Below are 12,004 nucleotides of genomic sequence, written 5' to 3'. Positions count from 1 at the left end.
GATCGGAAGTCCGCCCGCCGGCTACCGCAGCGGCGGGCGGACTTCGCACGTCAGAAGTTGGCGTGGGCGGTCCGGACGGACTGCTCGGCCTGTGCGTCCCGGAACTCGAAGGTCGAGCCGTCCGCGAACGCCACCCGCACGAACCACTCCGGGTCGACCGCCCGTCCCAGCGGCACGGCGTCCAAGCGCGCCGTGGTGATCGGCGCGTCCCACCACGTCACCAGCGCCGGCACGTCGGGCTGCGACTGCCCCAACGAGCGAACGCGGCCGAGCAGGCCACCGGACGCGGGTGCGGCGGGCCTGGTCGCCTCGCCGTCCACGACGAGCGCGAGCCGCCGGTTGGTCAGCAGCAGCCGGCACTCGTCACGGCCGGCGGTGAACGAATCCGCCCACCGGACGGCCACCTGGTCGGGGCGCTGGGCGTGGGACCAGCCCCAGACGGCCGGGTCGTGCACCCACTCGTCGTGGTGGAACCGCCCCTCCCCCACCGCACGGGTCGGCAACGGCCACTCGGGCACGGGCACTTCCAGGGCGGCGACGTCGGTCCGGTGCGGCGCGGCGCGGGTCGGTCCGATCGTGCTGCCGACGTGCCCCTCCGGGTCGACCACCCACACGACCTGCTCGCCGGGCTCGACCCAGCGCTGCTGGGCGATCTCGCCGATCTTCAACCTGTTCTTCGGCAACTTCCCGTCCCCTACCGGCCGTTGACCAGGGCCAGCAACCGTTGCGCGCGAACGGCGTCCGACCCGGCGACGATGTCGATGCCCGAACCGTCCACAAGCGACACCCGCAGCACGTGGACGTTGCCCGTCGTGTAGTCGTAGGGCAACTTGCGCGCGGCGACGGCGACTCCGGCGATCCGCTCTCTCGGGACCTCGGCGACGGACTCGACGTCGGCCGTCTCGATCGGGACGTGCGCTGGGTACGGGTCCTTGCCCGCCAGCGCGTCACGCGCGCTCTTCGCGAAGCCCCAGACCTGGTCGAGCAGCGACTTGTCCGGTTCCGCGTCGGGCGACGCCGGTTCGGGTTCGGTCCGCACCCAGGCCATCCGCCGCGGGGTCAGCACCCACCACGCGAACGTGAGGTCCCGCACGGCCAACCCCGCGCCGACCGCCATCGTGCCGGTGCCAGGACCGAACACCACGGCCTTCGGTGGCGCCTGGCCCTGGTCGCGCGGGCCGCCGGCGGACGCCGCCGCGGCTGCCGTGCCCAACGCGCGCAACGCCTTGCCGCCGAGGCCCCGTTCCGGCGCGCCCCACCAGTCCAGGCCGTTCACGTCGAAGCAGGAACCGGTCGAACCGACCGGAGCGCACAGCAGGACGGGCTCGTCCGGCGCGCACCACGACTGCCGGAGTGCCGGCACCCCGTCGAGCTTCACCAGTTGAACCCGCGTTCCTGCGTCTCCCGGCGTTCCTCTTCGGACGGTTGGTTCTGCGCTGCGTCGTAGGCGGCGTCGGTGCCGAACTTGATGGCGCCGTCGACCGCGGCGTCGACGGCGGCGTTGGTCGCCGCGGCGGCCACCCTGGTCTCGCCGCCGAGCAGCCCGGTGAGCACGGTCTGGCTGATGTTGCTCGCCAGCGCGCCTTCACCGGTGACGCCGTCCATGAACCGGTTTCCCGTGGTCGAGGCGAGCGACGTGTCGTCCGCCCTGGTCAGGATGTTGACCAGGGGGTTGGACCCGGCACGGCGACCGACCGCCTGCTCCAGCATGTTGCCGCCGCGCAGGCCGTTCATCCGCTGGATGACCTGGCGCAGCGGGCCGCGCAGCCGGGTCAGCAACTGCTCCAGCCGCTTCATGATCTTGAACAGCTCCATCTGGAGCTTGCTCACCCGCATGGTGATCCGGACACCGGTGCTGCCGACCTGCACCGTGGTCGTCGCACCCGCCGCGGCGACCGAACCGCCCGCGGTGATCCACGAGGCGGCCAGCGCGGCCAGCCACTGCACGATCAGGCCGATGATCAGCTCGGTGAGGATCTGGATCACGAACTCGACGAACATGTCGAAGAGGTCGGCGATCATGTCCAACGTCTGCTTGAGCCCGCGCACGTCCTCGGCCAGCGCGGACACCCCACCGCTGAACTCGGTGATCTGGTTGCGGAACGCGTCGCCCGCCTCGCCGACCCAGAGCCCGCTGGTCGCGTCCGCCCGCTTCTGCTCGGCTTCGGCGACCTGGTCCAGCCAGACCGCGACCTCTTCCCAGCCGTTGCCGGTGGCGCGCATCTGCTCCGGATCACCGATCGCCCACTCGGCGAGCTCGATCAGCGGGCTGAGCACGATCGACACCAGGAAGCCCAGGCCGTTGTCCATCAGCGCCTTGCCGGGGCTCGCGATGGTCTCCAGCAGCTCCATCCGGCCGGAGATCGTCGCCGCGGCCATCTGCGGCGGGCTGGTGGCGTCGGCCAGGTCCTGCATGGCCCCGATGCCCGAGCTGCCGCGCCCGGCCGCCTGCTCGAACCAGTTCTTCTGGTCGCCGCCGTTGAGGTCGGCGAACGTGCCCGGCCCGGCGTTCACCGGCCACCGCCCAGGCCGTCACCGATCTTCGAGAACGCCTGCGAGAGGCCGTCGTCGACGCCCTTGTAGACCTCGAAGCTGCCCATCAGCTGCTCGCCGGTCTGCTTCAGGAAGTCCTGCGCGTCGGTCGCCAGCTGCCGGCACTCGTCAAGGCTGGAGAAGTAGCCGCTGCTCAAGCCGACGGCGTCGCCGATCGGGCCGAAGCACTGGTCGTCCACCCTCGCCTGCTCCAGCAGCGCGGCCAACGCGCCGAACTTCTCCGCCAGGCTGTCGCTGCCCGCCGCGAAGGCGGTCAACGCCTCCGGTACGACGTTGAAAGTCACCCTGTCCCCCTCAGCTCAGGTACGTGCTCGGCGGTTCCTCGTCGTCTTCGACCGGCGGACGTGGCGGACGGTTCCCCGGCGCCTGGTTCGGCGGCGGGGTCACCGGCCGCTGGAACGGCGGTTGGAACGCCGGCGGGCCGGCCGGCGGCGGCGCGCTCACCGGTGAGGTGATCGAACCGGTCACCGGCGGCGAGGCGGGCGGCGCCATCCCTGGAGGCGGCGTGCCAGGGGGTTGCGCGCCCGGAGGTTGCGCGCCCGGGGGCGGCGGTGCCGACGGCATGATCGGCTGCACGCCGGACGCCGCCATGCCCTGCTTGAACTCCTGCAACCGGTCGCCCAGGATCGGCGCCACCGCGGCGTCGAGCTGCTGCGCCGCGTTCAGCGTGGCCATCCGGATCGCGTCCAGGATCTCCTGCTGCAACGCCACGTGCGAACGGGACATGGCGGCGGGCGACAGCTGGAGCCCCAGCACGGCACCGGACGGCGCGGCGGTCACCGTGACGGCTCCGTCCCGGCTGCGCCCCACCCCGCGCAGGTCCTTCATCGCCTCCTGGAGCTGGCCGGCCTTGGCCGCCTGCTCCTCGAACGATCGCATCATCGCCTGCAACCGCTGCTGACCATCCACCCCGCACGCACCCCCGGCGCCCTTGACACTCCGTGCGCGAAAAGGCTAGCCGAACTCGTCCGGTCGGGTGTTCAGATCGCCGGAAGCGGGCTGTCGGTCTCGTCCTCGAACTCGCCGATCAGCTCTTCGAGCAGGTCCTCCAGCGCGGCGATGCCCACGACCCGGTCGTCATCCGCCACGAGGGCGAGCTGTGCGCGGTCGGCACGCATCGCCGTGACGGCCTGGGCCACCGGCATGGCGGCGGGCAGGATCAGTGCCTTGCCCATCAGGTCGCGGGCGGTGGCGTCGGCGCCGGCCGCGGTGGCCCGGACGGCATCGCGGATGTGGACCAGGCCAACGAACCGGCCCTGGCGGTCCGTCACCGGGAAGCGGGACCGACCGCACTCGCGGCTGCGCAGTTCGATGGCCCGCGCGCTGGTCCCCTCGGACACCGTCACGGTCCGCTCGGCGGAGATCATGACCTGCGCCACCGTGGTGTCCTGGAGTTGCAGCATCCGGGTCAGCAGTCGCCGCTGCCCCTCGGGGATCAGACCGTGCTCAGCGGACTGCCGGACGAGCATCCGCAGGTCGTCGGGCCGGTGCGCCTGGGCCAACTCGTCCTGCGGCTGGACCTTCATCGCCCGCAACAACGCGTTGGTGACCCCGTTCAGTCCACTCAGGAGGTAGCGGACCGAGTGCGCGAACGCCCGGAACGGCAGCGCCAGCAGCAGCGCCGAGCGCTCCGGGTGCGAGATCGCCCACGACTTCGGGGCCATCTCGCCCACCACCATGTGCAGGAACACCACCAGCACGAGGCTGATCGCGAACGCGATGCCGTAGGACACGCCGGCGGGCAGTCCGGTCGCGGCGAGCAGCGGGTCGAGCAGGTCCGCGACGGCGGGTTTGGCCAGCGCGCCGAGCCCCAGCGTGCACAGCGTGATGCCGAGCTGTGCGCCCGCGAGCATCAACGACAGCTCACGCACGCCGGCGACCGCCGCACGGGCGGCACGACTCGTCTCGGCGGCCTGCTCCAAGCGGTGCCGCTTGGCGGAGATGAGGGCGAACTCGGCGGCGACGAAGAACGCGTTGGCGATCAACAACCCCGCCGACAGCACCAACGACCACCCGGTGCTCATCGGACGTCCTCCCGGTCGGCGACGCGGAACGCGAGCACGACGGTCGACGGCACGTTGCGCGCGACCGCCGTCACCCGCACCGACACCCCGTCCAGCTCGACGTGGTCGTCCAGCCGCGCGGTGCGCCCGAGCCGGCTCAGCACCAGCCCGGACACGGTGTCGTAGCTGTCGTGCTCGGGCAGCTCGACGCCGGTGGCGTCGGCGATCTCGTCCACCCTCATCCGACCGGGCACCCGCCACACACCCTCGTCCAGCTGCTCGATCACGGCCTCGTCCAGGTCGTCCTCGTCCCGGATCTCCCCGACCAGCTCCTCGGCGAGGTCTTCCAGCGAGACGACACCGGCGAAGCCGCCGAACTCGTCCACCACGCACGCCAGCTGCCGGCGCTCCGCCCGCAACCGTTCGAGCACCGCCGGGAGCGGCAGCGTCGCGGGCACCACCAGCGCGGGGGAGGCGATGTCGCCGATCGGCGTGTCCGCGCGCCGGTCCGGGTCCACGGTCAACACCTCGGCCAGCCCGACCACGCCCCGCAGGTCGTCCAGGTCGTCGCCGAACACGGGGAAGCGGGAGTGTCCGGTGTCCAGCAGGTCCACCACGCGGGCGGCGGGCTCGTCGGCGCGCACCGCGTGCACCGCCACGCGCGGGGTCATGGCCTGGTCGGCCACGAGTTCCCGGAAGCCGATGCCGCGGTCGAGCAACCGCGACAGCCCGGCGTCCAGGTGCCCCTCGCCGCGCGCGTCGGTGATGATCTGGCGCAGGTCGTCCGAGGTGGCGCCCTGCGGCAGCTCCTCGACCGGCTCGATGCCGACCGCGCGCAGCAGCCGGTTCGCCGCCGCGTCGAACAGGCGGATGACCGGGCCGGCGACCTTGAGGTAGGCGAGGGTGGACGCGCTCAACGCCTTGGCCAGCGGTTCCGGCCGGGCGATGGCGAAGTTCTTGGGCAGCAGCTCGCCGAGCACCATCTGCACCACGGTGGCGAACACCAGGGCCACGGCCATCGACAACGACACCGCCACGGCCGGTGACAGGCCCGTCAGCCCGAGCAGGTCGGCCAGTCCGGTGCCGAGCAGGGGTTCGGCCACGTAACCCGCGAGGAGGGCGGTCACGGTGATCCCGAACTGGGCGCCGGAGAGCATGAAGGACAACTTCTGGGTGACGCGGTGAGCCCGTTCGGCGGCTGGGTCGCCGTCCTCGGCCTGCTGCCGCAGCCTGCCCCGGTCCACCGCCATGTAGGCGAACTCCTGGGCCACGAAGTACCCGGTGGCCGCGGTGAGGGCCACGATCGCCGAGACACCGGCGAGGATCAACACGAGGCGTCCGCCTCGGAGGGTGGAACCGTGATCAGCCGGGTCGAACCCGGCCTACTACTACAACCGTCTGTATCGGCACTATCAGGCATTGCTCCACAGTAGCAAGTTCCCCTGCCCGACCAGGGCGTCAGGGCTTGCGGCCGACCGCGGCGAGGCCGGTGAACCGCTCGGGGTGCTCGTCGACGTCGTCCGGCGACTCGGGCCGCCACAGCGGCAGGAACACCACGCCCGGGTCGACCACGTCGAAGCCCTCGAACAGGGCGGTGACCTGCTTGCGGGTGCGCATCGTCATCGGCGTCGAGGTCTTCCGGTACAGCTCCCGGTGTTCCTCCACCTTCTCCGGCTGCGCCTCGTCCGAGGCGTGCGACACGACGAGGAAGCTCCCCGGCGCCATCGCCTCGCGGTAGCCGGCGATGATAGCCGCCGGGTCGTCCGAGTCCGGCACGAAGTGCAGCACCGCGACCATCATGACCGCGATCGGCTGGTCGAAGTCCAGCAGCGACGTGACCTCCGGCCGGGCCAGGAGCGCGTCCGGCGCCCGCAGGTCGGCCTTCACGACGGTGGTCTGCCGGTCGTCACCCAGGATCGACCGGCTGTAGGTCACCGCGACCGGGTCGCGGTCCACGTACACGACCCGCGTGCCCGGGTCGACGGCCCTGGCCACTTCGTGCACGTTGCCCGCGGTCGGGATGCCGGAACCGAGGTCGAGGAACTGGCGGACGCCCGCGGACACGCAGTAGCGGACGGCGCGGCGCAGGAACGCCCGGTTCGCCTGCATGATCACCGGCAGTTCCGGCCACATCCGGATGGCCTGCTGGGCCATCTCCCGGTCGACCGCGAAGTTGTGCGCCCCACCGAGGTAGTAGTCGTACACCCGGGCGGCACTCGGTCGACTCAAGTCGATCTCGTCGGGCCCCCCGGCCTCCTCACGGTCCATCTCGTCCTCGCCCCCCCGCACTCCACGACCCCCCGTCAAGCTACTCCGCTCGTCCCTCCCGGTCCGGCCGGTGTCGACACGACCGTGCACGAGGACGACACCCCGCGCGCGTCGCAGTCGCTCACCGCGTGGGTCCATCGGGTATGAACGCTGAGGACATCAGCACTGGGAAAGGGACTTCGTGACACAGACGGTTCGTGGCGTGGTGGCCCGGGGCAAGGGCGCCCCGGTCGAGGTGACCGACATCGTGGTGCCCGATCCGGGGCCCGGTGAGGCGGTGGTGCGGGTGCAGGCGTGCGGCGTGTGCCACACCGACCTGCACTACCGGGAAGGCGGGATCAACGACGAGTTCCCGTTCCTGCTCGGCCACGAGGCCGCGGGGATCGTGGAGCAGGTCGGCGAAGGCGTCACCGACGTGGCGCCGGGCGACTTCGTGGTGCTGAACTGGCGCGCGGTGTGCGGCGCGTGCCGGGCGTGCCTCAAGGGCAAGCCCTGGTACTGCTTCAACACCCACAACGCCGCCCAGCCGATGACGCTCGCCGACGGGACGCCGCTGTCGCCGGCGCTGGGCATCGGCGCGTTCGCCGAGAAGACCCTCGTCCACGCCGGGCAGTGCACCAAGGTGGACCCGCAGGCGTCACCGGCCGTGGCCGGGCTGCTGGGCTGCGGTGTGATGGCCGGGTTCGGCGCGGCGGTCAACACCGGCAACGTCGGCCGGGGTGACAGCGTGGCCGTGATCGGGTGCGGCGGCGTCGGTTCCGCGGCGGTGGCGGGCGCGCGGACCGCCGGTGCGACCACGATCATCGCGGTCGACATCGACCCGCGGAAGCTGGAGTGGGCGCGCGGGCTCGGCGCCACCCACACCGTGGACGCGTCGTCGGAGGACGCGGTGGCCAGGGTGCAGGAGCTGACCGGCGGGTTCGGCGCGGACGTGGTGATCGACGCGGTGGGGCGGCCGGAGACGTGGAAGCAGGCGTTCTACGCCCGTGACCTGGCCGGCACCGTCGTGCTGGTGGGCGTGCCGACGCCGGACATGCGCGTCGACCTGCCGCTGATCGACTTCTTCTCCCGCGGCGGTGCGCTGAAGTCGTCCTGGTACGGGGACTGCCTGCCGTCCCGCGACTTCCCGTACATGATCGACCTCTACCGGCAGGGCCGGCTCGACCTCGACGCGTTCGTCACCGAGACCATCGCGCTCGACCAGGTCGAGGACGCTTTCGCCAAGATGCACCACGGTGACGTGCTGCGCTCGGTGGTGGTCTTCTGATGGCCCGCGTCGACCACGCGGTCACGCGCGGGACGTTCAGCCTCGACGGGCAGACGTTCGACGTGGACAACAACGTGTGGGTGGTGGGTGACGACGCGGAGTGCGTGGTGATCGACGCGCCGCACGACGTGGACGCGATCCTCGCCGTCGTCGCCGGCCGCGAGGTCAAGGCCATCCTGGCCACGCACGCGCACGACGACCACGTCCGGGTCGCCCCGGACCTGGCCCGCGCGACGGGTGCGCCCGTGCTGCTGCACCCGGCCGATCGCGTGCTCTGGGACCTGACCCACCCGGACGTGGCGCCGGACGGCGACCTCGCCGACGGTCAGGTCGTGGAGGTCGCGGGCACCGCGCTGCACGTCCTGCACACCCCGGGCCACGCGCCGGGCGCGTGCTGCTTCCACTCCCCCGACCTGGGCGTCGTGTTCACCGGGGACACCCTGTTCCACGGTGGTCCGGGCGCCACCGGGCGGTCGTACTCGGACTTCGACACGATCGTCCGGTCCATCGCGACGAGGCTGCTCACCCTGCCGGAGGCGACCGTCGTCCACACCGGCCACGGCGAGGACACCACGATCGGCACCGAGGCGCCGCACCTGACCGACTGGCTGAGCCAGGGCCGCTGACGCGCGGGGGCCTGCACCCCGGAGGGGACGCAGGCCCCCGGCGTTCGACGCGGGCGACGGGTGCCCTACGGCCTGGTGACCAGGGCCGGTCCGGTGGACTGGCGGATTACCAGCGTGGTGGCCAGCTCGATGTGCAGGGCTTCGGGCTGGTGCCCGTCGAGCATGCGCATGAGCTGGGTGACGGCGATCCGCCCCATCTCCTGCAACGGCTGGCGCACGGTCGTCAGCGGCGGGTCGGTCGCCCGGCTGATGTCTATGTCGTCGAACCCCGCGATCGACAGGTCTGCGGGGATGCGCAGGCCGCGTTCACGGGCCGCCTGCAACGTGCCGACGGCCAGCTTGTCGTTGAAGCAGACGATCGCCGTTGGCCGTTCCGGGTGGTCGAGGAGTTCGGCGGCGGTGCGGCGGCCCGCCTCCGTGGTGGGCTCGACGTGCCAGAGGTGGTGCGCCATCGGCAGGACACCCGCCTGCGAGAGCGCGGCGCGGTGGCCGGCCAGGCGGGCGTCGCTGGCCAGCCAGTCCTCGGGCCCGGCGATGACGCCGATGTCGCGGTGGCCGAGGCCGACCAGGTGGCCGGTCAGCGCGCGGGCGCCGGCGAAGTGCGCGGCCGAGACGGCGGCGACGTCCGGTGGCGGCGGGGTGCGCGGGTCGACCACGACGAACGGCAGGTCGGTGCGGGACAGGGCGACGAGCTGGTCGCCGTCCTCCGGCGGGAGGATGAGGATCGCGGCGCTGATGCCGGGCTCGTCGGGCAGGCCCGCGAGCGTGTCCGCGTGCTGCGCGGACTCCCCCGCGTCGAGCAGCAGGCGCAGGCCGTGGCGCTTCAGCGTCTCGGCGATCGAGGAGACGATCAGGCCGAAGTAGTCGGTGAGCACGTAGGGGCAGCGCACGTGGACGGTGCGCTGCCGGTCGGCCCCGGTGACGCGCATCCTGCTTCGTTCCACGGCTTGCAGCACCAGATCGCGGGTCCGCGGGGCCACGTTGGCGTGGTCGTTGAGCACGCGGGAGACGGTGGCGATCGAGACGCCGGTCTCCGCGGCGATGTCGCGGACGGTGACGCGCCGGTTATCGGGCATGACGTTGCCGCAGGTCACCGGCTTGAGTTTGCACCTGCTCACTATAGCGACCGGCGTCCGGCACGGGGTTGACGCCGACCGGAACCGCGTGTTTCATGCTGCGAGCAGCTGTTACACCCTGATCGACCTCTTGTTACATCGGTGCCTCCTCAGCCCTAAGGACGACGATGAGAACGACTGTTCGCCGCGCCGCGACCGCGGCCCTGATCCTCGGTCTCGCCGTCGTGCCGGCGGGGCAGGCCGCCGACGGCCACGACACCGGCCCGCGGGCGCGGGTCTGGGTGACGACCGTCGACCGGGCCGAGTTGATGGCGGAACGCGCGCCCGTCGCGTTCGGCACCGGCTCCTCCGCGCACCCGACGATCGTCGTGGACCCGGACCGGACCGAGCAGACCGTGGACGGTTTCGGTGCGTCGATCACCGACTCCTCGGCGAACGTGCTGCACGGGCTCGCGCCGGCGGTGCGCGAGGAGACCATGCGCAAGCTGTTCGACCCCGTGCACGGGATCGGGGTGAGCTTCCTGCGCCAGCCGGTGGGCTCCTCCGACTTCACCGCCGCCGCCGAGCACTACACCTACGACGACGTGCCGGCCGGACAGACCGACTTCCCCCTGGCGCACTTCAGCATCGCCCCCGACGAGGCGAAGGTGCTGCCGCTGCTGCGCGAGGCGAAGCGGCTCAACCCGGCGCTCAAGGTGATGGGCACGCCGTGGAGCCCGCCCGCGTGGATGAAGACGACCGACTCGCTGGTCGGCGGCCGGTTGAAGGACGACCCGGCCGTCTACGACGCGTACGCCCGCTACCTGGTGAAGTTCGTCGAGGCCTACGCCGCCGCCGGCGTTCCGGTGGACTACCTGTCCGTGCAGAACGAGCCGCAGAACCGCACCCCGGACGCCTACCCCGGCACGGACATGCCGGTGGCGCAGCAGCTCGCGGTGATCGAGGCGCTGGGCCCGAAGCTCCGCGCCGCGAGCCCGCGCACGAAGATCCTGGCCTACGACCACAACTGGGCCACCCACCCCAACGACGTCGCGGCCACCCCGCCGGGGTCGAGCCCGGAGACCGACTACCCGTACCAGGTTTTGGACAGCCCGGCCGCCCGCTGGGTCGCCGGAACCGCGTTCCACTGCTACTACGGCGACCCGGGCGCGCAGACCGCGCTGCACGACGCGTTCCCGGACAAGGGCATCTGGTTCACCGAGTGCTCCGGCTCGCGCGGCCCGACCGACCCGCCGGCGAAGGTCTTCCGCGACACCCTCACGTGGCACGCCCGCAACGTGGTCCTGGGCACCACCCGCAACCACGCCAAGTCGGCGGTGAACTGGAACATCGCGCTGGACAGCACGGGCGGCCCGCACAACGGCGGCTGCGGCACGTGCACCGGCCTGGTCACCGTCCACCCCGACGGCTCTGTGACCACCGACGCCGAGTACTACACGATCGGCCACCTGTCGAAATTCGTGAAGCCGGGCGCGAAGCGGATCGCCAGCACGTCGTTCGGCACGACCGGCTGGAACGGCCAGGTCATGGACGTGGCTTTCCGCAACCCCGACGGCTCGACCGCCCTGGTGGTGCACAACGAGAACGACGACCCGCGCGCGTTCGCGGTGAAGGTCGGCGAACGGCTCTTCGAGTACACGCTGCCCGGCGGCGCGCTGGCCACGTTCACCTGGCCGCGCCACCACGCGTTGCGCGGCAAGCTCGACCAGGTCTCGCTGGACGGCGCCACCGCCACCGCGTCACCGACCGGTGAAGGCGCCGAACGCCTGGCCGACGACGACGCCTCGACGCGGTGGAGCAGCGGACAGGCCCAGGCCGCGGGCCAGCACGTGCAGCTGGACCTCGGCTCCCGCGAGCAATTCCGCCGGGTGGCCGTGGACAGCGGCGGCAACCTCGGCGACTACGCCCGGAACTGGGAGCTCTCGGCCAGCGACGACGGCACGTCGTGGCGGACCCTGGCCACCGGCGCAGACGTCGGCCAGCTGACCGAGGTCGACGTGCGCCGGACCGCCGCGAGGTACCTGCGGGTCACGTCGACCGGAGCGGCGGGCAACTGGTGGAGCATCGCGGACATCCGCCTGTACGACTGATCGCCACCCCTTCGCCGTCCTGACGAGGACACAGCCGGGATCGCTATCACTTCTGACACCATTGACCTTGCCGCGTCGATCAACCCGCAACGTCTAGCACCCATTGCTACGGGTCGGCACG

General features: G+C 71.9%; 12 protein-coding genes. 3 read left to right on the top strand and 9 right to left on the bottom strand.

Annotation, left to right across the window (positions count from 1 at the left end; translation table 11 throughout):
• Nucleotides 1-50: 50 nt before the first annotated feature.
• The 8 genes from OQ02_RS14845 to OQ02_RS14815 all read right to left on the bottom strand — a co-directional run bounded on the left by OQ02_RS14845 (nt 51) and on the right by OQ02_RS14815 (nt 6,824).
• A complete protein-coding gene (locus tag OQ02_RS14845; RefSeq protein WP_033438952.1) occupies nt 51-683 on the bottom strand; it encodes a hypothetical protein in 633 nt (210 codons plus the stop codon).
• Nucleotides 684-694: 11 nt separating this feature from the next.
• Entirely contained in the window at nt 695-1,378 is a 684-nt protein-coding gene (locus OQ02_RS14840) for a hypothetical protein (RefSeq protein ID WP_033438951.1), read from the bottom strand.
• Entirely contained in the window at nt 1,375-2,514 is a 1,140-nt protein-coding gene (locus OQ02_RS40085) for a WXG100 family type VII secretion target (RefSeq protein WP_051772308.1), read from the bottom strand. The genes OQ02_RS14840 and OQ02_RS40085 overlap by 4 nt, the downstream gene beginning before the upstream one ends.
• Nucleotides 2,511-2,837 carry a hypothetical protein gene (locus tag OQ02_RS42390; RefSeq protein WP_051772307.1) on the bottom strand — a complete coding sequence of 109 codons (327 nt, stop codon included), beginning with the start codon at nt 2,835-2,837 and terminating at the stop codon, nt 2,511-2,513. The genes OQ02_RS40085 and OQ02_RS42390 overlap by 4 nt, the downstream gene beginning before the upstream one ends.
• A gap of 10 nt (nt 2,838-2,847) precedes the next feature.
• On the bottom strand, nt 2,848-3,462 hold the full coding sequence (locus OQ02_RS14830; protein ID WP_231500035.1) for a YbaB/EbfC family nucleoid-associated protein: 615 nt from the start codon (nt 3,460-3,462) through the stop codon (nt 2,848-2,850).
• A gap of 71 nt (nt 3,463-3,533) precedes the next feature.
• The gene (locus tag OQ02_RS14825) at nt 3,534-4,577 is read right to left on the bottom strand and encodes a hemolysin family protein (RefSeq protein WP_033438949.1); all 1,044 of its coding nucleotides are present in this window, start codon (nt 4,575-4,577) and stop codon (nt 3,534-3,536) included.
• The gene (locus tag OQ02_RS14820) at nt 4,574-5,887 is read right to left on the bottom strand and encodes a hemolysin family protein (RefSeq protein ID WP_033438948.1); all 1,314 of its coding nucleotides are present in this window, start codon (nt 5,885-5,887) and stop codon (nt 4,574-4,576) included. Before OQ02_RS14820 ends, OQ02_RS14825 begins: the two co-directional genes overlap by 4 nt.
• A 127-nt stretch (nt 5,888-6,014) precedes the next feature.
• Nucleotides 6,015-6,824, bottom strand: coding sequence for an SAM-dependent methyltransferase (locus OQ02_RS14815; protein WP_033439047.1), 810 nt, complete (start codon nt 6,822-6,824; stop codon nt 6,015-6,017).
• A 181-nt stretch (nt 6,825-7,005) separates the two neighbouring features.
• On the opposite strand from OQ02_RS14815, the gene OQ02_RS14810 reads away from it, so the two are divergent.
• Together OQ02_RS14810 and OQ02_RS14805 are read left to right on the top strand one after the other, a co-directional pair.
• Nucleotides 7,006-8,091: an S-(hydroxymethyl)mycothiol dehydrogenase gene (locus tag OQ02_RS14810; RefSeq protein ID WP_033438947.1), complete on the top strand. Its 1,086-nt coding sequence runs from the start codon at nt 7,006-7,008 to the stop codon at nt 8,089-8,091.
• Nucleotides 8,091-8,717, top strand: a complete 627-nt coding sequence (locus OQ02_RS14805; protein WP_442973624.1) for an MBL fold metallo-hydrolase — start codon at nt 8,091-8,093, stop codon at nt 8,715-8,717. Before OQ02_RS14810 ends, OQ02_RS14805 begins: the two co-directional genes overlap by 1 nt.
• A gap of 65 nt (nt 8,718-8,782) precedes the next feature.
• Here the strand turns inward: OQ02_RS14805 and OQ02_RS14800 are convergent, their stop codons facing one another.
• Complete coding sequence (locus OQ02_RS14800; RefSeq protein ID WP_197043329.1) at nt 8,783-9,835, bottom strand: LacI family DNA-binding transcriptional regulator; 1,053 nt, start codon at nt 9,833-9,835, stop codon at nt 8,783-8,785.
• A gap of 125 nt (nt 9,836-9,960) precedes the next feature.
• Between OQ02_RS14800 and OQ02_RS14795 the strand changes: the two genes are divergently transcribed.
• Nucleotides 9,961-11,883: a discoidin domain-containing protein gene (locus OQ02_RS14795; protein WP_033438945.1), complete on the top strand. Its 1,923-nt coding sequence runs from the start codon at nt 9,961-9,963 to the stop codon at nt 11,881-11,883.
• Nucleotides 11,884-12,004: the final 121 nt, after the last annotated feature.

This window comes from Saccharothrix sp. NRRL B-16314 (assembly GCF_000716595.1).
Taxonomy (GTDB): domain Bacteria; phylum Actinomycetota; class Actinomycetes; order Mycobacteriales; family Pseudonocardiaceae; genus Actinosynnema.
Note: the sequence above shows the minus strand (reverse complement) of the source record. Positions and strands in the feature narration are given on the sequence as shown.

What these genes read in the sequence shown, in the direction of transcription:
- OQ02_RS14825 (WP_033438949.1), bottom strand. Translation starts at nt 4,577, where the DNA reads ATGAGCACCGGGTGGTCGTTGGTGCTGTCGGCGGGGTTGTTGATCGCC.
- OQ02_RS14815 (WP_033439047.1), bottom strand. Translation starts at nt 6,824, where the DNA reads ATGGACCGTGAGGAGGCCGGGGGGCCCGACGAGATCGACTTGAGTCGA.
- OQ02_RS14805 (WP_442973624.1), top strand. Translation starts at nt 8,091, where the DNA reads ATGGCCCGCGTCGACCACGCGGTCACGCGCGGGACGTTCAGCCTCGAC.
- OQ02_RS14795 (WP_033438945.1), top strand. Translation starts at nt 9,961, where the DNA reads ATGAGAACGACTGTTCGCCGCGCCGCGACCGCGGCCCTGATCCTCGGT.